Below are 20,456 nucleotides of genomic sequence, written 5' to 3' on the forward strand. Positions count from 1 at the left end.
CCGCTGGGCATCGGTCACGGACAACGGCGGAATCTTCGGACCAGGACGGCTCATACCGAACTAACGCCAAACCTCCGACTCAGGTCACTAGGGGGCGTCGTCAGTCCGTCCGGCCGCGGCCTCGCCGATCCGGTGCAGGGCCTCGCGGGCGGCCGCGGCTAGGCGCTCGTCGCCCCGCGTATCCCGTTCGAAGCTGCCCGTGTAGAGCGCAACGCGGACCGGTCTCCCGGCCACCGCGCGCAGGGCGGGGACGGCCGGTGCGGCGCTCGCGCCCATGTCCCCCAGGACCGTGCAGGCATACGGGCCGTACAACTCGCCGTCCAGAGCGCGCGGCAGGATCCCGAGGGCGAGAGCCGCGGCGGCCGCCCCCTCGTGCCGCCACAAGGCGGCGGCCCACTTCGGGTGCACCGCGTCCTCGGTGTCCACGGCCTCCCACAGGTACGCGACGTGCTGCGGCTCCAGTCCGCCGTGCTCGGCGAACCACTCCAGCAGGTCCGCGGCCAGGCTCGCGTTCCGCCGCGAAGCGGGCAGCCGCGCGAACAGCCGATCCGCCCGGCGCCGTTCCCCGGTGATCCGGATCAGGGCCATCTCCACATGCCCCTCGAAGCGTGTGCAGCCGCCCCCCGCGAGGCCTTCGAGCAGCGGCACCGCAGCGGCCGCCCCCGGACCGATCGCGCCGAGGGCGAGGACGGCCCGGGTCCGCAGCCATCCTGCGTCGTCCGCGCCGAGCAGGCGCAGCAGTTGCCGTACGGCGACCGCCGAAGCCGCCCCGCACACCCGCAGCACGCCCACCGCGGCGGCCGCGCTGCGGTCGGTCGCGCTGCGGTCCGTCGCGCCCTCGTGCCGGTCGAGGAACTCCGCGGCCGCTGCCACGAGCGGCCCGACATCGGCGCCCGCCTCGGCCAGGCCTTCCGCTGCCTCCCCGACCACCTCCGCCGTCCGGCCCTCGGCGACGAGCCGGCACAACTGCGGCAGCGCCCGTGCGTCGCCGATCCGGGCAAGTGCGGGGGCCGCCGCGTCGGGCAGTTCGTCCAGCAGGCCGGCGAGTTCGCGGACGCAGAGCCGGGTGGTCTCCAGCGGGCTCCCGAGCACCGCGGCGGCAGCAGACCGCACCCCGGGGTCGGCGGCGGCGCCCAGCAGCGGCCGCAGGTGCGGGACGAGCGCTTCCGGAGCCGCCCGCCATTCCCGCAGGGCCACCTCCGCCATGTCGACCGCGGCGCGCTGCGCCACCGCGCTGTCCCGCGCTGCCAGCAGCCCGACGTGCTCGTAGCAGGTGTTCTCGTCACCGGCCCGGGCCGCCAGGCCCCATACCGTGCCCGCTCCCCAGCTCACCCGGCCGCCGGGACCGCCGAGCCGTGCGCCGCCGGCATCGAGGTCCGCGAGCACGGCCTCGGTGTCGGGCCGCCGGGCGGCCCTCAGCCGAATCGCCGGGTCGCGGTCGGCCGCCAGTAGCTGCCGCTCCGGCGCGTCCGGCCGTACGAGCAGGGCCTCGGCCAGTGCCAGCCGTGCCACGGGATCCCGTTCCCGCCCCGGGCCGGTCAGCAGTTCCACGGCCTGTCGGTGGTCCGCCTCGGCCAGCAGCCAGGCGGCTGCCCGGCGCACCGGCTCGTCGGGATCCCGCAGCCGGGCCACGGCGGCGGCTGCCGATTCGGGCCACGGGTCGTGGATGCACCCGCTCAGCCCGGTCACGATCTCCAGGAGGAGGAGGCGTACGTCGGCCCGCTCGTCGGCGGTTGCGTCGAGCAGCCTGACGGCCACCGGTCCGGTGCGGTCCGCCAGGACGGCATCGAAGACCACGCGCCGTACGAGACCGCAGGCCTCGCTCGCGGGATCGCGGCGGGCCTCCCGGATCCAGGTCTCCACACTGTCGGCCGGTCCGTGGACCGGCGGTTCGGGCCTCACGGGCCCGGGCGCAGTACGCCCTTCCACGCCACGGTCTTCAGCATCGTCATGCCGTGATCATCACCGCCCGGCGGTCCGGGGCACAAGCGATTTCAGCCGTACCGTTCGGCCAGCGCGGCGACCGTGTCCGCGAGGGCCTGGCGGAGCTCGGGCGGGCCGAGGACCTCGGCCTCCGTGCCGAGCCGGAGCAGGTCGCCGACGGCGACGGCCCGGGATTCGACGTCGAGGTCGACGCGGATCCAGCCGTCCGGGTCCGCGGGGTCGGCCGGGACGGCGCCGGCCAGGGCCCGTGCGCCGGCCGCGCCGAACTGCATCGGCAGCAGCCGGCGGCCGCGCGGGGACAGCAGCAGCCTCGCGGTTCCCTGCCGGGTCGCCTCCTCCATCCGGCGGGCGGACTCCGCCCAGTACGCGGCGAGTTCGAAGCCGGCCGGACGCTCGAATCCCTCCTCCGCGGTGTCCACGGCGAGGAAGCGCGAGACCCGGTAGCTGCGCACGCGCCCGTCGGCGGCCCGCGCCACCAGGTACCAGATGCCGCCCTTGAGGACGAGGCCGAGGGGGTGCAGCGGGCGCCCGGCCCGCTCCTCGCCGTTCCAGCGGCGGTAGTGCGTGAGCAGTGCGCGCTGGTCCCAGACCGCCTGGGCGATCTGTGCGAGGTGCGGGACGGGGTCGGCGTCGCGGAACCAGGCCGGGGCGTCGAGGTGGAAGCGGTCCTGGAGCCGGCGGGCCCGGTCGGCGAGTGCGGCGGGCAGCGCGGCCTGGAGCTTGAGCTGGGCCGCGGCCAGATCGGCGCCGAGGCCCAGCTCCTGCGCGGGGCCCGGCGCGCCGGCGAGGAAGAGGGAGCCGGCCTGGGCGTCGGTGAGGCCGGTGAGCCGGGTGCGGTAGCCGTCCATGAGCCGGTAGCCGCCGGCGGGTCCCCGGTCGGCATGGACCGGGACGCCGGAGGCACCGAGGGCCTCGACGTCCCGGTAGACGGTACGGACCGACACCTCGAGCTCGGCGGCCAGTTCGGGTGCGGTCATCCGGCCGCGGTTCTGCAGCAGGAGGAGCAGGGAGAGGAGCCGGTCGGCGCGCATGGGGCCATTGTGTCCGGGATACCTGCCAGAGGATGTCAGGTATCCCGGGCAGGCTGTCCCCGCGCCGGAGGGACCGAGCCCGCCCGGCCGTGAACCAGGAGGTCCGCCATGTCCGCCACGTCCGCCACGTCCGCCCGTACCGCTGCCCGCACCACCGGCCGTTTCACGTTCGCCGACTGGCAGGAGCAGCCGGTCGGTCCGGCCGACTCCACCCCGCGCCTCGCCCGCTCCACGGTCGTCAACTCCTTCACGGGCGGGATCGAGGCCGGGGCGACCCATGCCGGCTACACGTTCACGTACACCGGGGCGGACTGCGGCTCCTACACCGGCATGGAGCTCCTGTCGGGCACCGTCGACGGCCGCAGGGGCACGTTCGTCATGGAGCAGCGCGGCACGTTCGACGCCTCCGGCACCCGGTGCACGTTCGAGGTGGTCCCGGGCTCCGCGACGGGCGAGCTGGCCGGGCTGGCGGGCTCCGGCTCGTTCACGTACCGCCACGGCGACACGTCCGTCCCGTACGAGTTCACCTACACGGCGGCCTAGCCGGAGCGGGGTGTCCGAACGGCAGAGGGGGCGCGGACCGTTGCGGTCCACGCCCCCTCGGTCGAGGTCAGGTCAGGTCAGGTCAGGTCAGGTCAGTCCTAGGGCGCGCCGAAGGTCAGCGTGAGCTGCGGCGTGCCTTCGTCGGCCGTGGCCTCGGAGGACCACAGCCACAGGGCGTCCGTACCGGGGCTGGTCAGGGCCAGGCTGTAGCTCGTGCCGAGTGCGCCCGCTAGGGCGGCCGTGGACAGGCCGGTGGTGTGGACCGCCGAACCGTCCGGGATCCCGGCGAAGCTGCCGAGGGCCGGAGTGCCGGTGGCGGGGCGGTTGTTGTAGGTGGTCCCGGCCTCGGTCCAGCTGCCGGTGACCGGCACCACCGAGACGGTGTCGGCCGTTCCGGCTCCGCTCATCGTGCTGGTCTTCACGCTGAGGGCGGCCGACTTGAGGACGGTGCCCGCGGGTGCGGCGGGCAGGCTGAAGCGCAGGTAGCTCGTGTACAGCGAGGTGCCGCGCACGGCGAGCGAGGAGGAGGTCGCGTAATTGGCGTCCGGGGCGCCCGCGTTGGCGTACGTGTCCTCGGCCGCCTGCACCTGGACGACCGAGTCGGCCGGGGCGGTGGCCAGGGCGTAGTGGTTCTGCACCTGGGCCGCGCTCAGGACGCTCGGGTAGACGGCGGTCTCGTCGAGCTGGCCCGCCCAGAACTCGCTGGTCGGGCGGTCGGGCCAGCCGCCGAGGCTGTCGCCGCCGGCGTGCCAGTAGCCGGCATAGTTCTCGTGCGTGGTGACGCCGAGGGTGCCCTTCTGGGCGCCGTCCACGTAGAGGACCATGCCGCCCGGTCCCTGGGTGGCGACGACGTGGTGCCACTTGTTGTCGTTGTACGCGGTGCCCGTGGTGACGGTGCGGGTGGCGCCGGTGTAGACGCCGAAGACGATGCGCCCGTCATTGGTCATGTAGAGGTGCTTGTCGTACTGGTTGCTGCCGCGCACCTGGTTGTTGCCGAAGCCGAGGAGCTTGCCGCCCCGGGTGGTGTTCGTCCTGAACCAGGTCTCGATGGTGTAGCTGCTGCCGATGCTCTGGCGCTGGTCCCCGTAGACCCGGGTGTCCGTGCCGTTGAAGCCGATCGCCGTGCTCGCGCCCGAGACCGCGCCGGGTGTCTGGCGCAGGGCGGGGGCGTTCAGGTGGACGCCGTTCTGGTTGCCGCTCGCGGAGGAGTCGGCGACGTTGGGCAGGGTCGCGTCGTCGTAGCGCCACAGCAGCTGGGCGCCGTCCGAGCGGACCTGGTTGGGGTAGGCGTCGACCGAGGTCGGGACGGTCACGCTCGCGGTCGCCGACAGGGCGCTGGTGTTGCCGGCCGCGTCGGTGGCCGTCACCCGGTACGTGTACGTCTGGCCCGCGGTGACGGTGGTGTCGGTCCAGGAGGCCTGCGGGCGCTTGAAGAACAGCGAGTCGGCCGTGACCGTGGCGATCGGCGTGCCCGAGCCGTTCCGGTAGATCCGGTACGTCAGCGCGCTGTCGTCGAGGTCGAGGCTGGTGCGCCAGCGCACCTGCACCTCGCCGGGCCTGAAGCTCGCCGCGGTCGCGACGGGGACGGTGGGCGCGCCCGTGTCCCCGGTGGACGCGAACCGGGTCAGGCTCTGCTGCGCGGAACCGTTGACGGTCGTGAACTCGCCGCCGACCCAGAGGTACTGGACGCCGCCCTTGAAACCGACCGCCATCACCCGCGGGCCGATGCCCTCGCCGATGCCGTCGTTGGTGTCGGGGGCCCAGCCCAGTTTGCCGACGCTGGTGGTCGGCTGCGCGAGCAGGTGGTGGCGCTGGCCGTCCGGGTACTCGCCCACGCTGGAGCAGTCGTGCGCGTGCGAGGCGCTGTACAGCACGTTCTGGTACGGGAGCACGGCTTGCGTGGCGCCCAGGCAGGTGTCGCGCCAGCGCTGGTTGAAATCGCTCAGGTTGAGCGCGATCCGGCCGTCGAAGACGCCGCCGCCGGTGCCCTCGTTGGCGGTGTAGAACCCGGTCGCGTCCGTCGCGATGTCCTTGACGACGGAGTTGGTCTCGATGAAGCCGGGGTACGTCTTGGTGAGCGCGCCGCTGGTGGCGTCGACGACGGCCAGCGCGTGCGTGTTCGTGCCGTTGACGGTGAAGAAGTCCCCGCCGAGGACGACGTTGTTGCCGTCTGGGGTGACTTCGACGGCGCGGCCCGGCTCGTCGGCGTCGGCCGTGAAGGGGCGCAGCGCTCCGTCGGCCGCGTCGACGGCGGCGAAGCGCTCGCGCTGCTGGCCGGCGACGGTGAGGAAGTCACCGCCCGCGTAGACGGTGTCGTTGGTGACGGCCAGGGCCCGCACGGTGGCCGCGAAGGCCGGCCGGAAGGAGGGCTTGACGGTGCAGGTCGCCACGTCGATGGCGGCGAGGCTGGAGACCGGGGTGCCGTTGACCGCCCCGAAGTAGCCGCCCGCGTACAGGGTCTTCTTGTCCGGCGAGAGGGTGAGGGCGCGGACGGTGGCGGTGCCGCCGCCGACCGTGAAGGAGAGGGTGCAGGAGGTCGGGGCGCCGGTCGCGGCGTCGAGCGCGGCGAAGTTCACCGCCGGCTGCTCGCTGCCGCCGGCGCCGTCGGGGGGACGTACGGCGGAGAACGTGCCGCCGACGAACACCGTGCCGCCCGCCTCGGCGAGGGCCCAGACGACACCGTTGGGCTGCCAGGTGGACAGCGCGTCGGCGGTGAAGGCCACGGGCGGGGTGATGGCCGCCGCCTGCGGGACGAGGCCGAGGCCCATCCCGGCACCGGTGCCGGCCAGGGACAGGGCGAGAGCGGCCGCCAGCCCTCTGGATCTACGCATGAGCCCCCCAGTTCGGTTCACTGTGCAGTGGTGGCCGAAAACAGCCGTACAGCCGTTCGCGACCGTGCGTACGGGCGCACCCTAGGCCCCTTTGGGCACGCGTTCAGCACACTTGACGTATCGGATGCCAAATTGCCGGATCCAGGCCCTGCCGGCCCGCCTATCCTGCCCTCATGATCACTTCCACTGAGCCGTTCGAACTCGTCATATTCGACTGCGACGGGGTCCTCGTCGACACCGAGCGGATCGCGACCCGCGTGAACGTCGCCCTCGGCGCGGAGTTCGGCTGGCCGCTCACCGAGGACGAGGCGATCAGCCTCTTCATCGGCCGCTCCAGCGCCTCGAACCGGGAGCTGGTCGCCGGCCGCCTCGGCACGGAGGCCGCCCGGGAGTGGGAGCAGCGCTTCGCGCAGATGCACACGGAAGCGGTGGACGCCGGGCTCACCCCGGTCGACGGCCTGCCCGAGGCGCTCGCCGCGATCACCCTGCCGACCTGCGTCGCCTCCAGCGGAAGCCACGAGAAGATGCGGCACACCCTGGGCCGCACCGGCCTCTACGAGCGCTTCGCGGGCCGCATCCACAGCGCCACCGAGGTTGCCCGCGGCAAGCCCGCCCCGGACGTCTTCCTGTACGCGGCGCAGCGCATGGGCGTCTCCCCCTCGGCCTGCGCGGTGGTCGAGGACAGCCGTCCCGGCGTCGAGGCGGCCCGCGCGGCCGGCATGCGCTCCTTCGGCTACGCGGGCGGCCTGACGCCGGCGTCCCACCTCGCCGGCCCGGGCACGGTCGTCTTCACCGACATGCGCGACCTCCCGGGCCTGCTCACCGGCGCCGTGGCCCACGGCGGCCGCTGACGTCACCGATCCCGCCGGCCGCGCGGGCGGCCGGGTCAGGCGGACGGGTCAGGCGGCGGGGTCAGGCGGACGGCAGGGGGCGGCACAGGAGCGCCGCCGGGCCCGGGCGGGAGGCCGCGCGGGTGGTGAAGGCGATGCCCGCCGCGTACTCGGTGGGCAGGCACTGGCCCTTGTAGTCGCCGTACGCGTACTCGCCCCCGGGGGCGAGCGGCGGGCGGTTGTCTCCGCGGTCGAACCAGAGCGTGCGCCCGCCCGCGGGGAGGGCCGTACGGGACGGCGCGCACAGGGCCGCCGAGACCCGCTCGCCCCGCAGGCTGTACCCGATCAGGAACTGGCCGGCCGGACACTGGAACTTCGTGTATCCGCCCGCCCAGTCGCCGCCCGCCGGGACGTACGCCTCGTCGCGGACCACGGTGTGCCCGCCCGTGGGGGCCCGCAGGTCGGAGGTGGTGCACAGGCCGCGGCCACCCGTGTGCCCGAGTCCGGCCAGGCGGGCGCCGTCGGGGCAGACCGCCTTGCGGGCGCCGCTGTCCCAGTCGCCGGTGGCCCGCGTGCGCAGCGAGGCGCTGTGGTCGCGGTGGTCGGTGGTCAGCTGGTACCAGGCGGGGGTGGCGGGCACCTGCCCGGTGCGCCCCGCGGCGCCGGCGAGGGCCGTCCACGGCTGCGTACGCCAGTCGGCCGCATCGAGTACGCCGGAGCGGCGGCCGGAGGAGTCGTAGCGGAGCATCGCCCAGGAGTCGCCGCCCGGTGCGCCCTGGGCGGTGGTGCTCCAGCCCACCAGCGGCCAGTACGCGAAGTCGGCGTCGGCGGCGGTCAGATAGCCGGTGAGGTTCTGGAACCAGGCGCGCGGGAGGGCGCCCGTCTCGTCGGCGCCGATGCCGAACTCGCTGATCCAGACGGGGGCGGTGAAGTGGGTGCCGGTCTCGGCGGATACGTAGAAGGCCTGGTCGTAGAGGGTCTGTTCGAGCTGCGCCCGGCTCATGTCCTGGTAGCGGAGGTCGTGGGTCTCGCCCATGCCGGTCGCGCCGCTGTGCCGGGGGCCGGTGTACCCGTAGAAGTGGGCCGAGTACACGAGCTTGTTGGACACGACGAGCGTGTGGGACAGGGTGCGCACGGGGGTCAGGGTCGGGCGGCCGTGCGGGAAGCCGTCCACGGGGATGCCCGTCCAGTTGATGCCTTCGACCACGATGAGCAGGTTCGGGTTGGCCTCGGCGAGGATCCGGTCGCCGGCCTCCTGGGCGGCCGCCTGCCAGTCGTGGCCGTCGCCGAGGCCCCAGTTGGGGTCGTCGAGGACGTCGCGGCGGACCTCGTTGTAGAGGTCTGCGCCGACCACGCGGGGGTTGTCGCGGTAGCGGCGGGCCAGGAACACCCAGTCGTCGGCCCACTGCGCGGTGGACCGGCCGCTGTTCCAGCGCTCGTTGCCGTCGAGCCCGCAGCACCAGCGGGTGGTGACGGTGTGGTTGTTGAGGATGACGGCGAATCCGGCGTCGGTCAGCGCCGTGACGACCGCGTCGTAGACCTGGAGCGGGGTGCGGCCGCGCAGTGCCGGGTTGGCGGCGACGGCCGCGTCCGGGACGGGGGCGGTGGTGCGGAGCATCTCGTTGGAGAAGGGCAGCCGGATGCTGTTGAGGCCGAGGGCCCGGAAGTCGGCCAGCAGCGTGGGCAGCGCCACCCGGTCCAGGCCGATCGGGATGCCGTGGGAGTTCTGGCCGGCGTGGTGGGTGGCGGGGTCGTTGCGGTCGCCGCTGCCGTTCCAGGAGCCCTGGGCTCCGTCCCAGTTGCCGGAGCGGAGCCGGAACCGGTTGCCGTCCGCGTCGACGATGTAGCGGCCGCGGGTGGACAGCGGCGGGCTCCACGCCTCCCCCGCGGGCGCGGCCGGCGCGGCCGCGGCGGGCACCGGCGCAGCCACCGCCGGCAGGACTCCCACCAGCAGCAGGAGGGCGCCGAACAGCGCGCGGACGAGGCTCTTCATATCGCTCCTGCCGGGGTCGGGCCGTCCGGGCCGGTCGGGCAACGGACGGATGCCGCGGCCAAGTTACCGGCCGGTCGCCCACCAGGGAACCCACAGGAGCGCCCACTTTCCGGCCGCCGCCCCGCCACGGCCCACGCAGGCCGCGGGGCCGGGGCGGGTGCGGTGCGGGCGGCCGGCCCCGTACGTGCGGTCACCCTGGCGAAACCGCCCCGCGCGGGGCCCTCAGCGCCTACCGTGCCCCTGAGGGGGACGGGAACGCACGGGAGGGTGGGGCAGATGGACGAAGAAGAGGACCTGCGGCTGGCGAGGATGACGCCGGAGATCTCCCGGCGCACCCTCACCATGCTGCGCGGTCTCGCCGGACTCGAGCCACCCGAGCAGGTTCCCGAGGACGCGATGATCGTCGCCGACGCGATCCTGGCCGAGCACGGCACCGACGGGCTGCGCGTCCTGGTCATGACCCTGGCGGCCTGGGCCACGGCGCAGATCGAGAACGTCGCCGAGCTGAGCCGGCGCAGCCACGAGGCGGTCCTCGACGCGATGGAGCTGGCCTGCCTGGAGGCGAACGCCGAGGAATGACCCCGCGCCGGGGCCCTGCGGAAGGACCCGCCGGACGGAACGGGCGCCGCGGCCCCCGGAGGGACTTCCGGGAGTCGTCGGCGATGCCCCCGTCCGGCGTGTGCAGGGCCGCCTGCGGGGTACTCGGAGAACCGGGTGATGCGCCGCGCCCGCATTCGCACGGGCGTCGGCGACACTGGGGGTAGTGGGGGGCCCTGATCGGAGGCCGTCGTGAGCACACCTTCCCCCATCCGAATCGCCGCCGTCCTCTCCGCCGAACACCGCGGACGGCTGATGTCACAGGCCCGCGAGGTCAACTTCCCCGAAGGCGCGACGATCTTCGAGGAGGGCGGCCGCACCGAGGCCTTCTGGATCGTGCGGTCCGGCACGGTGACGCTCCAGATCCCCCTGCCCGGCCGCCGGCCCGCCCCCGTGGAGAACCTCGGTCCCGGTGAACTGGTGGGCTGGTCCTGGCTCTTCCCGCCGTACGTGTGGCAGCTGAGCGCGGAGGCGATGACCCCGGTGCGCTCGTACGAGTTCGACGCGACCGCCGTGCGGATGCTGATGGACGCCGATCCCGCCTTCGGCTCCGCCGTCGGCCACTGGGTCGGACGCGTGCTCGCGCTGCGGCTCCAGCAGACCCGCACGCGGCTCATCGATCTCTACGCCCCGCGCATCTCGACGACCCGCTAGCACGTCGAAACCACTCCCGGGGGCGGGTCGGGACCGGCCCCCGGAATGTTTCAGCGCGTGTGTTCGGCCGATTCGACGGCCCGCTCCCCCACAGGTCAGCACCCTCACACCGCTGCGGTCTGCATACATTCGCTTACGATCGGTGACGAGAAATGGGGGTACGAACGGGCGTTCACGGTCCGTGTCGGCAAGACTCCTGTCCGCTATCCGAAGCAACCACTCAAGGGAGTTCGAAATGCGGTCCATCGCAAAGGGTCTCGGCCTCGGTTCCGCCGCCATGGCGCTCACCGCTCTCACGGCCCTGGCCTGGCCCGGAGCTGCCGACGCCGCACCGTCCGGTGCGGAGAGCCTGTACGCGCCGTCCGCCCTCGTCCTCAGCATCACGGCCGGGGAGGACACCGCGCACGGCACGGTGCTGCGCGCGGTGACGCTCGTCTGTGCACCGGCCCCCGGTGGGACGCACCCGGCCTCGGCCGCCGCGTGTGCCGAACTGCGTGCGAACGCACACGAGTTGGACGCGGTCGCGGCGCCGGGCGCCGGCGTCGACTGCACCAGGGAGTGGAACCCGATGACGGTCACCGCCGACGGGGTGTGGCAGGGCCGCCGGCTGCACTACGCGTACACCTTCGGCAACCCCTGCGGCCTGCGGCACACCAGCGGCGCCCTGTTCGGCTTCTGACCCGGCACGACGCGACCGGCCGGGCGGCGTCGTGCGACCGCCGTCCGGCATCCCGCCTCACGCCGGCCGGGCCGTCAGCCCGCCGGCCCGTCAGCCCAGTTCGAGGCTCGTCACCCCGTACATCCCGGCCAGCTCGACCTCCGGGGCGGGCCCGGTGTACATCCGGGCGGCCTCGAAGGAGGGGGTCAGCCCCAGACCGGCCAGCAGGGCGGTGGCCGCCGGATTGGCGTCGGGCACGTCCACGGCGACCGCCCCGTCGGGGGTGTGCTCAGCGAGCCGGTGCAGCAGGGCGGCCGCGATGCCCGGGGTGGAGGCGTACAGCGGGCCGATCCGGGAGGCCCCGCTGCACGGGCGGACCACGCCGAGGCCCTCGATCCGCCCGTCGCGGACGGCGGCGAGGGCAGTCCGGCCGGGCAGAGCGGTCCAGGCGGACAGGAAGGCGTCGCGCGACGCGGGGAAGAACCGGCGGTCGTAGGCGGCCAGCTGCCCGAAGGGGAGCGAGGCCGCGTCGACCACCTCGACCCCGGCCCCGCCGGCGCCGGCGCCGACGCTCGACCCGTTCACCGGTGGGACTCCCTCGTACCGGACGTTGTTCCAGGCCGAACGGAACCCGGACTTGCGGTAGTTGTCCTGCTGGTCGACCACCCCGTCCAGGCCGACGAGCCGCCCGTCGAGCCGCTCCATCCCGGCGTGCCACAGCCGGATCCCGTAACCCTGCCCGCGGACGGCGGGGCGGGCGATGTAGAAGCCGATGAACCCGAAGGCGGACCCGTACCGCACGGCCGAGATGCAGGCCACCGGTTCACCGTCGATCCGGCCGACGAGGAAACCGGCCGGATCGGCGACCGCGAAGGCGAACCGGTCGGAGTCGCCGGGGTTCCACCCCTCCTCGTCGGCCCAGGTACGGATCGTTTCCATGTCGGCGGCGCTCGCGCCGGTGATCTCGAATCCCGTCATGTCCGGTGTTGTACCAGACGGCGTACGAGCGGTCAGCCCGCGCAGATCACGTCGTCGAGCTTGATCGGCCGGGAGTCGAGCCGCACGTACGCCGTGAACGTGTCGGTGCTGTCCGCGCTCCAGTGGGTGGTGACGGTGGCCCAGCCGACACCGGCCGACTGGGCGACGGTGACCGCCCCGATGGCGATCTCCCACGGCTCGTTCTGCGCGCAGAGCAGAACGTCGGAGTGCGGGTGGTGCGCCTGCTTCTCCCTGAGCTGCTGCGAGACGCGGTGGTCGCGGTCGTACGCGGAAGGGCCGTGGTGGCCGTAGAAGGAGGTGAGGAAGGCACTGATCTCGGCGGCGTTGTGCCGGTGGCGGGCGGCGACCGGGGCGGGGTCGGCGACGGCAGTGGTCGGGGCCGGCAGCGCGAGCAAGGGCAGCAGCAGGGCACCGAGGCTGTACGGCATGATCTTCATGCGGGATGTGTAACCGCCTGAGGTCTGCGCGGGCAGGGGTGGACGGCGTATCTCACTCCTGTGGGGGGCGGGATTCACCGCAGGAACGCCCCTCTCGGACGAAGACAAACCGGTCGCGGTCCCGTACCGGCCGTACGTAGGGTCGCAGCATGGGTAAGCCGCTTGTCGCAGTGTTGAGTGGGGCCGGGATGTCCACCGACTCCGGGATTCCGGACTACCGGGGGCCGCAGGGGTTGTGGCGCCGGGATCCCGGGGCCGAGAAGCTCGTGACGTACGAGTACTACATGGCGGATCCGGAGATCCGGCGCCGCTCCTGGCAGATGCGCGCCGAGGTCGGCGCCCTCGGGGCGCAGCCGAATGCCGCGCATCTGGCCGTGGCCGCGCTGGAGCGCGGCGGTACCCCGGTACGGGTGATCACGCAGAACGTGGACGGGTTGCACCAGCTCGCCGGGATGCCTCCGCGCAAGGTGTTCGAGCTGCACGGGACCGCGCGGGCGGTGGTCTGCACGTCCTGCCACGCCCGGTCGGGGATGGACGAGGCGCTGGCCCGGGTCGCCGCCGGTGAGCCGGATCCCGCCTGTCTGGCCTGCGGCGGGATCCTCAAGTCGGCGACCGTGATGTTCGGCGAGCGGCTCGACCCCGAGGTGCTGCGGCAGGCCGTGGCCGTGGCCAAGGGCGCTCACGTGTTCATCGCCGTCGGGACCACGCTCCAGGTGCAGCCCGCCGCCTCGCTGGCCGGGATGGCCGCGGAGGCGGGGGCCCGCCTGATCATCGTGAACGCCGAGGAGACCCCGTACGACCCGCTCGCCGACGAGGTGATCCGCGAGCCGATCGGGACGGCCCTCCCGGCGCTGCTCGCGCGGATCGGCGACCTCGGCCCGGCTGCCCAGGGGGTTGGGCCGGGGCCCTGCTAGCCCGCGTCGGCCGCCCGCCGCATTTCCGCCACGTCCAGCTTCTTCATCTTCATCATGGCCGCGGTGGCGCGGGTGGCCCGCCCCGGGTCCGGGTCGGAGATCAGGTCGATGGCACCGGGCGGGATGACCTGCCAGGACACCCCGAACCTGTCCTTGACCCAGCCGCAGGCGGATTCCTGGCCGCCGTCCTTCGTCAGCTCGTCGTAGTAGTAGTCCGACTCCGCCTCGTCGGCGCAGTGGATCTGGAACGAGATCGCCTCGGTGAAGGGGAACTGCGGGCCGCCGTTGAGGCCGATGAACTTCTGGCCGTTGATCTCGAACTCGACGACCATCACGTCACCGGCCGTGCCCGGGCCCGCCTCGTTGTAGTAGCCGGTCCGCCCGATCTTCCCGTCCTTGAAGACGGACACGTAGTAGTCGGCGGCGGCCTGCGCATCGCCGTCGAACCACAGACACGTGGTGAATCCGTTGCTGCTGCTCATGACTGCCTCCAGGCGGGTGCGTGGTCGAGTCCGTGCGGTGGGCACCGTCTCGCTCAATACAGACCGGCCCCGGGCCCGAAATTCATCGGTGGGCCCGGGGCCGGTCCGTAACGCTTCCCGAATGCACTCCAACGGCTTACACCGCGGGCTTGACCGCCAGGGAGAGCATCCGGTCGACGACGCGCTCGGCGGCGCCGCCGTCGTCCAGGTCGCAGAACTCGGCGCGGAACGCGGCCCGCGCCTCCTTGAACTCCGCCCCGACCGCGTCCACGTTGCGCACGGCCTCGATCAGGCTCGCCGAGTCCGCCAGCAGCGGGCCCGGGGCCTTCTCCGCCAGGTCGAAGTTGAAGCCGCGCAGCGTGGTCCGGTAGTGCTCCAGGTCGTACGTGAAGAGCAGGATCGGCCGGTCGGTGAGCGCGAAGTCGAACAGCGCCGAGGAGTAGTCCGAGATCAGCACGTCGGCGACGAGCAGCAGGTCCGTCGCGTCGGGCCAGCGGGACACGTCCACGACGAAGCCGTCGCGCACGTCGTCGCGGACCTGCTCGGTGACGTGGTGGTGGCCGCGGACCAGCAGGACGTGGTCCTCGCCGAGCTCGCGCCGCGCGGCGTCCAGGTCGATCTGCAGGTCGAGCTTGTAGCCGCCCGACCAGCCCTCGCGGTTCTCGCGCCAGGTCGGCATGTAGAGGACGACCTTCTTGCCCTCGGGCAGGCCGAGCCGGCGGCGGACCTCCGCGATCCGCTGCGCGTCGGGCTTGACGAGCGCGTCCGTACGCGGGCTGCCGGACTCGATGACCTCGCCCTGGTAGCCGAGGGCGCGCTTGAGGAGGGGCGTCGCGTACGAGCTCGGGGAGGCGAGCAGCGACCACTGGGCGCTGTCGTGCTCCAGACCCTCGAGGATCTCGGGGCTCGTGTAGTAGTCGTGGATGAAGTCGTGGCCGATCTCCTTGATCGGCGTCCCGTGCCAGGTCTGGACGACGATCTGGCCGGCGCGGCGCTGGAAGCGCCGCGGCACGTTGTCGTTCACCACGTAGTACCGGGCCCGGGCCAGGACCTCCCAGGCTTCGACGCTGTCGTACTGCACGGCGCGGGCGGTCGCGGGGACCTCGGCGCGGCCGTCGCGGACGAGCCAGACGTGGTCCAGCTTCTCGCCGCGGCGCAGCAGCTCCTCGTGGATGGCGCGGGGCGAGTCGCCGGCGCCGTTCCCCTGGAAGGTGTCGTAGACGACGATGTCCTTGACCGGCAGGGCGCGCTGCGCCGGGTAGGTCTCGTACCGGGTGACGCGCTGGGCGTACCGGGAGCGGTCGTGCGGGCTGAGCAGCGGGTCGGCGACGAGCACCATGCGGTCGTAGAAGCGGGCCTCGACCCGCATCCGGCGGCCCTCGACGGTGAGGGCGTGCGGCCCGGCGTGCAGGGCGGTGGGAGCGAACTGCACCGGGGCGCCCCGGTCGACGCCGAGCAGGCCCGCGGTGGTGCCGCCCTGGGCGAGCGGGCGCAGGGTGGGCCACCAGCGGCCCTGCGGCAGCGTGGTGCGGCCGGCGTAGGCCTCGGGGAGCACGGGCTCGAACGAGGACTCGAAGCGGTCGCCGTCACGGGTGACGGGGTAGCTGAACTCGGTGCCGTGGGCGTCGTGCAGGACCAGCTCGTACGGCTCGTCGGTCGGGGCGACGAAGCGGCCCTTCAGCGTGACGGTGCCGTTCCGGGTGGCGACGGAGTCGACGAGCGGCGGCGAGGGCTGCACCGAGAGGGTCAGGTGTCCGGTGTTGCCGCGCTTGGCGAAGAGGGTGCGGCCGGCGTCCCCGCCGGTCAGGGGCACGACCAGGCCGGCGAAGCCGCCGCGCTCGTCGTGCACGAGACGGTGGTCGGAGCCGTCGGCGCCGACGACGGTCAGGCTCCACGGCTCGGGGGTCCACTCGCCGGGCTCGCACGCGGCGTCCGGTACGGCGGCCAGCCCGGCCAGCGGTACGCGGACGGTGAACGGGATGCGCCCGGCGCCGCCGGCGGCGGTGGTCTCGAGCGGGAAGGTGAGGACGGTGCCGGTGGAGACGTGCTCGGCACGCAGGGTCGCGTCGGCGCCGATCTCGGCGGCGAGCTCGCCTGCCACCTCGACGGCGTCGTCACCGGCCGGGCGGACGTCCAGGGCGCGGGCCCGGACGACCTCCACCTGGATGGTGAGGGCACCGGTGGAGTTCGGGACGATGCGCACGTCCGGGGCCACCCAGTGGGCGGGCGGGTTCTGGCCGGTGTCGGACTCGCCGCCCTTGAGGCGGGCGCGGTGCAGGCCGCCGGCGCCGGTGACGGCGATGGACGTGGTCCATATGCCGTCGTTCCACTTGCCGCCCGTCTGGAAGGCGGTGGGGTCGACGACGGCGGTGAAGCCGGCCCAGTCGGCGTGCCGCAGGGCGAGGTGCGGGGAGTTCACGGTGGCCATCGGGGAGGCGACCGTACGGGTGCTGACGACGGTGCGGCGGCGCTTGCCACCCTCGCGGAACACCAGCACCTTGCGCGAGCCGAGGCGGCTCTCCGCGCCCAGGTGGCCGGGCAGCGCGTAGCCGCGCAGCAGCAGCTTGCCGTCGCTCCACACGGCCTGCTCGAGGCGGCTGACGACGCGGCGCTCGCGCGGGCCGAGGGTGAGGATCTTGGCGGGGACCGGCGGGCGGCCGTGCAGGAAGGGGTAGTCGGCCTGCGGGCGGGCCAGCCCCTTGACGGGGACGCTGTAGGAGTAGTCGCTCTGGTGCTGCGTGAGGGCGATGAAGTCCTCGACGCGGCCTTCGCGGGCCAGGTACGCCTTGAGGCGGTCGGCGACGGTCAGGGCGGACCAGGGGCCGGTGCCGATCTCGCGGACGAGCCCGCCGACCTCCTTGACGAAGGCGGCCCGGAAGTCGGCGCCGCCCTCTCCGACGTACTTGTAGATGAGCGGGAGCTCCTCGCTCAGCACGTTGTAGTCGTAGTCGCGCAGGTAGCGGACGTACTTGGCGCCCTCCTTGGCCTTGAGGGCCTCGCGGACCAGGCGGACGGAGGTGACGCGGTCGATCAGGGAGACCGGGTCGGTGGAGCGCTGGGTGATCGAGCGCTCGCCCGTCTCGCGGACGCGCCAGTGGTAGACGCAGTCGCTGATGATGTCGACGCTGGAGGCGAAGTAGTGCGCGGGGATGCTGACGGGGGCGTCCTCGTAGAGGATGCCCTCCGGGTACTGGAAGCCGTGCTCGTCCCAGAAGCTGCGCCGGTAGACCTTGTTCCACGCGGTGCGGTCGGTGACCAGCGCCGGGAACTTGGAGATGTGTGTCTTCAGCTGCGTCTTGGCGAAGGCGGCCCGGTGGCCCCAGGACTGCTGCATGCCGACGGAGCGGAAACGCTTCACGTTGCCGCCGGCGAAGTCGGAGCCGGTCTCGTCGAGGGCGGCGATCAGGCGCTCGTAGGCGTAGTCCGGCATCGTGTCGTCACTGTCGACGAAGGCCAGGTACTCGCTGTCCTTGGAGGCGTGGCGGGCGCCCACGTTACGGGCGGCACCGAGTCCGGCGTTGTCCTGCATGACGACCCGGAAACGCTTGTCCCGCGCGGCGAAGGCCTTGGCGATGACGGCGCTGGTGTCGGTGGACCCGTCGTCGACGAGGATGCACTCGAAGTCGTCGAACGTCTGGGCGGCAATGGACTCCAGGCACTCGTCGAGGTAGAGCTCGACGTTGTAGACGGGGACGACGATGCTCAGGCGCGGGGGCATGGGTGGCGGGTTCTCCAGCGTTTTAAGCTATTTCGATGATCAGGTGATGACAGCATCCTACTCGGTAACGGGATGATAAAGTCCCCCCATCATGGACATATGCCCCTAGTCCCCTGGGGCGGACGGCAAAGAATTCAGCCGCCCGCCACCTGTTCGTCGGGGTCTGACCGAACGTCTGCTCAGACTTCGAGCTCCGCCTCGATCTTCTTGAGCTGGTGTCGGGCCATCGCGAGGTTGGCCCGGCTGCGGTCGAGCGCGAGGTAGAGGAAGAAGCCCTTGGACCCGCGCCCCTTCAGCAGCCGGATGAGGTGGTACTGGCTGCCGAGGGTGATGAGGATGTCCTCGATCTCCTCCTTGAGGCCGAGCATGTCCATGGTGCGGACCTTGGCGCGGACCACGTCGGTGTTGCCCGCCGCGGCCACCTGGAGGTCGAGTTCCTTGCCTCCGCCGATGGTGCCGAGAGCCATGCCGCTGTCGTAGTCGACCAGGGCGGCGCCGATCGCGCCGTCGATGGCGGCGGTGCATTCCTTGAGTGCGGTTTCCACGGTGGCCATGAGAGGCCCTCCTCTTTCTTCTGCCGTTTCTACGGTGTCTGCGGTTTCTGCGGTCAGTCGGTCGGTCGTGGGTACGGGGTGTGGTGCGCCGGGGCGGCTCAGGCCGACGGGATCTCGGGGCCGCGGCGCCCGAGGACGTGGTCGATGAGCTCCGCTATCCGGAGACTGGAGCGGCGGGCCTCCAGATGGAGGCGGCCGACGTTGACGCGGGGCTCCGCGATGAGGGTGAGGACGGCTGCGTCCCCGGCCGCGTAGGTGGCCACGTATCCGTGTTCACCGCGTATGAGCAGCTCACGGAATCCGCCCTGGCCGGTGCAGTCGCTGAGCCGCTGGGCGACTCCCAGGGCGGCCGCGGTCAGTGCGGCGACGGACTCCACCTCGGTGGCGGCGCTGTCCTGTGCGAGGACCAGGCCGTCGGCGCTGCCGGCGAGGGCGCCCGTGAGCTGGGGGACCCGGGCGCGCAGCCTGCGGAGCTCGGCGAGTATGTCGGCCTCGGCCTCGGGGGGCACCATCGCCGTGCTCATGTCGGCCTTTCTCCTTTCGGGCTGCCTCCGCTCGGAGCGGTCGGCGCGCTCGGAGCGCAGAGCCGGTCGCAGCGGGAGCCTCACAGGCTTGCCTCCAGTGCGTCGCGTAACCGGCGAAGCAGCGCCACGTCCGGGGATTGGGTCTGGGTCATCCAGTCGGGCAGGGGTGTTTCGACCGGTGCCAGGACCGGCGCATGGGGGGTCTCGACCAGTCCGGCCGCCGCGAGGCGCCGTACGTCGAGCAGCGTGTGGAACGCCGGCCGGCCCAGCACCCAGGCGAGGTCCGCGGGGGTCCGTACGCCGTCCGCCTGGCCCAGCAGGATCCGCTGGCGCGCGGTGACGGTCTGGCCGGGGGCGGCGGTCCGCGGCACCACGGGGGAGGTGTCCAGCAGCGGGTACGGCCACACGGCGTCGAGCAGTTCCCGCCGGCGCCGGGTCTCCCGCTCGACGGCGGCGGCCGGGACCGAGCGGACGGAGCCGATCCAGTGGGTGGCCCCGCGGCGGAACCGGGAGGGCCCGGTGCCCGGGGACAGGGCGAAGAAGGCGGCGTCGAATATCGCGGCGAGATGGCAGATCTCCAGCTCTCCGCCGGCGAGGCCGCCGCTGTCGACGAGGAAGCGGGCGACCTGGCGGCGGGCGCCGGCCCGGTCCACCGCCTCGCGCCAGCGCTCGGGGGCCAGACCGCCACCGGTGGTGAGGAGGACGTCGAGGCCGGGGGTGGCCGGGCTCTCGGCGTGCACGATGCGGCCGTCCTCCAGGAAGAGGGTGCCGCGGTCGCGGAGCAGGGCGCCGGTGGCGCGCTCGGCGGCGAGCCGGGTGAGCAGGGGGGAGATGGCCACGGCGGGGAGCCCGCCGACCTGGGCGGCGGTCATCTGAGGACCAGCCCCTCGGCGAGGGCGCGGAGTCTGTGCCGGGCGAGGGCGAGGTTGCCGTCGGCGCGGTCCAGCCACAGGTGGAGGAAGACGCTGCTGTCGAAGCTCGTCTCGACGAACCGGAGGACGTGGTAGCCGGTCCGGGTGGTGACGATCAGGTCCTCCACCGGCAGGCCGGCGGGCTCGCCCTGGGCGGAGTCCGGGGCCGGCTGGGCGAAGGACTCGTACTCGGCGGCCGCCCGGGCCAGCTCGGCGGTCTCGGCGGCGGTGGTCTCGTGGTCGCCGACCGGCGAGTCCCCGGCGGTGCCGAGGGCCAGTCCGCTGCTCCAGTCGACCAGCGCGGCCCCCCGCGCACCAGGCAGGGCCATGGCTTCGAGCAGGCATTCGTCGATCCCGGGCACGCGGGCTCCCCTCCCGGCCAGACGTGCGAAGTGCACGGTCTACGGCGCGACAGGAGGGAACTTACTCACGTTCCACAGCACGGAAGGGGCTTCTGGCATTTTCCGCGGGAACATGCACAGAACCACGCGACAGCTTGGCCGGAACCCGTCGACTTCTGATCACGAATGTTGATCACGGCCGCAGATCGCGCAAGAGCGCACGGGCGCTCAGGAAGCAAGCGGAAGATGCTCCGCGAGCCGGAACGCGCCGCCCTCGCGCTCCACGTATCCCTCGTGGGTGAGGGTGCGCAGCAGGTGGTACACGGTGGGCAGCGGAATGCCGGTGACCCGCGCGAGCCGTTTGGCCGTCGCCCCGCCCTCGGCGTACATCGCCTCGACGAGGCGCAGCGCGCGCTGCACGGAACCGATCAGGGTGGGTGCGCTGTCCTTCTGGCTTCCGTCGGTGCCCATGAATACTCCCCCTGCTCCGGTACG

General features: G+C 73.0%; 19 protein-coding genes. 6 read left to right on the top strand and 13 right to left on the bottom strand.

The window, feature by feature from the left end; translation table 11 throughout:
- Positions 1-87: 87 nt before the first annotated feature.
- Positions 88-1,863, bottom strand: coding sequence for a hypothetical protein (locus ACFYXK_RS30050; protein WP_389413982.1), 1,776 nt, complete (start codon positions 1,861-1,863; stop codon positions 88-90).
- Between the two features lie 131 nt (positions 1,864-1,994).
- A complete protein-coding gene (locus ACFYXK_RS30055; protein ID WP_389413983.1) occupies positions 1,995-2,975 on the bottom strand; it encodes a helix-turn-helix transcriptional regulator in 981 nt (326 codons plus the stop codon).
- Positions 2,976-3,083: 108 nt separating this feature from the next.
- Here ACFYXK_RS30055 and ACFYXK_RS30060 point away from each other — a divergent pair, with 108 nt between their 5' ends.
- The gene (locus ACFYXK_RS30060; protein WP_389413984.1) at positions 3,084-3,518 is read left to right on the top strand and encodes a DUF3224 domain-containing protein; all 435 of its coding nucleotides are present in this window, start codon (positions 3,084-3,086) and stop codon (positions 3,516-3,518) included.
- Positions 3,519-3,616: 98 nt separating this feature from the next.
- Here the strand turns inward: ACFYXK_RS30060 and ACFYXK_RS30065 are convergent, their stop codons facing one another.
- Positions 3,617-6,349 carry a DNRLRE domain-containing protein gene (locus ACFYXK_RS30065; protein ID WP_389413985.1) on the bottom strand — a complete coding sequence of 911 codons (2,733 nt, stop codon included), beginning with the start codon at positions 6,347-6,349 and terminating at the stop codon, positions 3,617-3,619.
- Between the two features lie 173 nt (positions 6,350-6,522).
- On the opposite strand from ACFYXK_RS30065, the gene ACFYXK_RS30070 reads away from it, so the two are divergent.
- Positions 6,523-7,200, top strand: a complete 678-nt coding sequence (locus tag ACFYXK_RS30070; protein ID WP_389413986.1) for an HAD family hydrolase — start codon at positions 6,523-6,525, stop codon at positions 7,198-7,200.
- 61 nt (positions 7,201-7,261) lie between these two features.
- On the opposite strand, the gene ACFYXK_RS30075 is transcribed toward ACFYXK_RS30070, so the two are convergent.
- Complete coding sequence (locus ACFYXK_RS30075; RefSeq protein ID WP_389413987.1) at positions 7,262-9,172, bottom strand: glycoside hydrolase family 5 protein; 1,911 nt, start codon at positions 9,170-9,172, stop codon at positions 7,262-7,264.
- A gap of 276 nt (positions 9,173-9,448) precedes the next feature.
- On the opposite strand from ACFYXK_RS30075, the gene ACFYXK_RS30080 reads away from it, so the two are divergent.
- From ACFYXK_RS30080 to ACFYXK_RS30090, 3 genes are all read left to right on the top strand, one after another.
- Positions 9,449-9,751 carry a hypothetical protein gene (locus ACFYXK_RS30080; protein WP_030864982.1) on the top strand — a complete coding sequence of 101 codons (303 nt, stop codon included), beginning with the start codon at positions 9,449-9,451 and terminating at the stop codon, positions 9,749-9,751.
- Between the two features lie 210 nt (positions 9,752-9,961).
- The gene (locus ACFYXK_RS30085; RefSeq protein ID WP_383511425.1) at positions 9,962-10,423 is read left to right on the top strand and encodes a cyclic nucleotide-binding domain-containing protein; all 462 of its coding nucleotides are present in this window, start codon (positions 9,962-9,964) and stop codon (positions 10,421-10,423) included.
- A gap of 235 nt (positions 10,424-10,658) precedes the next feature.
- The gene (locus ACFYXK_RS30090) at positions 10,659-11,102 is read left to right on the top strand and encodes an SSI family serine proteinase inhibitor (protein ID WP_389413988.1); all 444 of its coding nucleotides are present in this window, start codon (positions 10,659-10,661) and stop codon (positions 11,100-11,102) included.
- Between the two features lie 90 nt (positions 11,103-11,192).
- On the opposite strand, the gene ACFYXK_RS30095 is transcribed toward ACFYXK_RS30090, so the two are convergent.
- Both ACFYXK_RS30095 and ACFYXK_RS30100 read right to left on the bottom strand, forming a co-directional pair.
- A complete protein-coding gene (locus ACFYXK_RS30095) occupies positions 11,193-12,059 on the bottom strand; it encodes a GNAT family N-acetyltransferase (protein WP_389413989.1) in 867 nt (288 codons plus the stop codon).
- A 32-nt stretch (positions 12,060-12,091) separates the two neighbouring features.
- Positions 12,092-12,517: a hypothetical protein gene (locus ACFYXK_RS30100; protein WP_389413990.1), complete on the bottom strand. Its 426-nt coding sequence runs from the start codon at positions 12,515-12,517 to the stop codon at positions 12,092-12,094.
- A gap of 149 nt (positions 12,518-12,666) precedes the next feature.
- Here ACFYXK_RS30100 and ACFYXK_RS30105 point away from each other — a divergent pair, with 149 nt between their 5' ends.
- Complete coding sequence (locus tag ACFYXK_RS30105) at positions 12,667-13,431, top strand: NAD-dependent deacetylase (RefSeq protein WP_389413991.1); 765 nt, start codon at positions 12,667-12,669, stop codon at positions 13,429-13,431.
- On the opposite strand, the gene ACFYXK_RS30110 is transcribed toward ACFYXK_RS30105, so the two are convergent.
- The 7 genes from ACFYXK_RS30110 to ACFYXK_RS30140 form a co-directional block, all read right to left on the bottom strand.
- On the bottom strand, positions 13,428-13,913 hold the full coding sequence (locus tag ACFYXK_RS30110; RefSeq protein WP_389413992.1) for a VOC family protein: 486 nt from the start codon (positions 13,911-13,913) through the stop codon (positions 13,428-13,430). The genes ACFYXK_RS30105 and ACFYXK_RS30110 overlap by 4 nt on opposite strands.
- Positions 13,914-14,049: 136 nt before the next feature.
- Positions 14,050-17,631 carry a CDP-glycerol glycerophosphotransferase family protein gene (locus ACFYXK_RS30115; RefSeq protein ID WP_389413993.1) on the bottom strand — a complete coding sequence of 1,194 codons (3,582 nt, stop codon included), beginning with the start codon at positions 17,629-17,631 and terminating at the stop codon, positions 14,050-14,052.
- 179 nt (positions 17,632-17,810) lie between these two features.
- Entirely contained in the window at positions 17,811-18,185 is a 375-nt protein-coding gene (locus ACFYXK_RS30120; RefSeq protein WP_389413994.1) for a hypothetical protein, read from the bottom strand.
- A gap of 98 nt (positions 18,186-18,283) precedes the next feature.
- Complete coding sequence (locus ACFYXK_RS30125; RefSeq protein WP_030295551.1) at positions 18,284-18,709, bottom strand: roadblock/LC7 domain-containing protein; 426 nt, start codon at positions 18,707-18,709, stop codon at positions 18,284-18,286.
- A gap of 80 nt (positions 18,710-18,789) precedes the next feature.
- Entirely contained in the window at positions 18,790-19,581 is a 792-nt protein-coding gene (locus ACFYXK_RS30130) for a transcriptional regulator (protein ID WP_389413995.1), read from the bottom strand.
- Positions 19,578-19,982 (bottom strand): hypothetical protein, encoded by a 405-nt coding sequence (locus ACFYXK_RS30135; protein WP_389413996.1) that lies wholly within the window; start codon positions 19,980-19,982, stop codon positions 19,578-19,580. The genes ACFYXK_RS30130 and ACFYXK_RS30135 overlap by 4 nt, the downstream gene beginning before the upstream one ends.
- Before the next feature lie 207 nt (positions 19,983-20,189).
- The gene (locus tag ACFYXK_RS30140; RefSeq protein WP_383511404.1) at positions 20,190-20,432 is read right to left on the bottom strand and encodes a helix-turn-helix domain-containing protein; all 243 of its coding nucleotides are present in this window, start codon (positions 20,430-20,432) and stop codon (positions 20,190-20,192) included.
- Between the last annotated feature and the right edge of the window lie 24 nt (positions 20,433-20,456).

It is taken from the genome of Streptomyces sp. NPDC002209 (assembly GCF_042890265.1).
Taxonomy (GTDB): Bacteria; Actinomycetota; Actinomycetes; order Streptomycetales; family Streptomycetaceae; genus Streptomyces.

Coding starts and splice junctions, on each gene's coding strand:
- ACFYXK_RS30125 (WP_030295551.1), bottom strand. CDS start 18,709: ATGAGCACGGCGATGGTGCCCCCCGAGGCCGAGGCCGACATACTCGCC.
- ACFYXK_RS30075 (WP_389413987.1), bottom strand. CDS start 9,172: ATGAAGAGCCTCGTCCGCGCGCTGTTCGGCGCCCTCCTGCTGCTGGTG.
- ACFYXK_RS30105 (WP_389413991.1), top strand. CDS start 12,667: ATGGGTAAGCCGCTTGTCGCAGTGTTGAGTGGGGCCGGGATGTCCACC.
- ACFYXK_RS30140 (WP_383511404.1), bottom strand. CDS start 20,432: ATGGGCACCGACGGAAGCCAGAAGGACAGCGCACCCACCCTGATCGGT.
- ACFYXK_RS30100 (WP_389413990.1), bottom strand. CDS start 12,517: ATGAAGATCATGCCGTACAGCCTCGGTGCCCTGCTGCTGCCCTTGCTC.
- ACFYXK_RS30090 (WP_389413988.1), top strand. CDS start 10,659: ATGCGGTCCATCGCAAAGGGTCTCGGCCTCGGTTCCGCCGCCATGGCG.
- ACFYXK_RS30095 (WP_389413989.1), bottom strand. CDS start 12,059: ATGACGGGATTCGAGATCACCGGCGCGAGCGCCGCCGACATGGAAACG.
- ACFYXK_RS30070 (WP_389413986.1), top strand. CDS start 6,523: ATGATCACTTCCACTGAGCCGTTCGAACTCGTCATATTCGACTGCGAC.
- ACFYXK_RS30120 (WP_389413994.1), bottom strand. CDS start 18,185: ATGGCCACCGTGGAAACCGCACTCAAGGAATGCACCGCCGCCATCGAC.
- ACFYXK_RS30110 (WP_389413992.1), bottom strand. CDS start 13,913: ATGAGCAGCAGCAACGGATTCACCACGTGTCTGTGGTTCGACGGCGAT.
- ACFYXK_RS30080 (WP_030864982.1), top strand. CDS start 9,449: ATGGACGAAGAAGAGGACCTGCGGCTGGCGAGGATGACGCCGGAGATC.
- ACFYXK_RS30060 (WP_389413984.1), top strand. CDS start 3,084: ATGTCCGCCACGTCCGCCACGTCCGCCCGTACCGCTGCCCGCACCACC.
- ACFYXK_RS30065 (WP_389413985.1), bottom strand. CDS start 6,349: ATGCGTAGATCCAGAGGGCTGGCGGCCGCTCTCGCCCTGTCCCTGGCC.
- ACFYXK_RS30055 (WP_389413983.1), bottom strand. CDS start 2,975: ATGCGCGCCGACCGGCTCCTCTCCCTGCTCCTCCTGCTGCAGAACCGC.
- ACFYXK_RS30130 (WP_389413995.1), bottom strand. CDS start 19,581: ATGACCGCCGCCCAGGTCGGCGGGCTCCCCGCCGTGGCCATCTCCCCC.
- ACFYXK_RS30115 (WP_389413993.1), bottom strand. CDS start 17,631: ATGCCCCCGCGCCTGAGCATCGTCGTCCCCGTCTACAACGTCGAGCTC.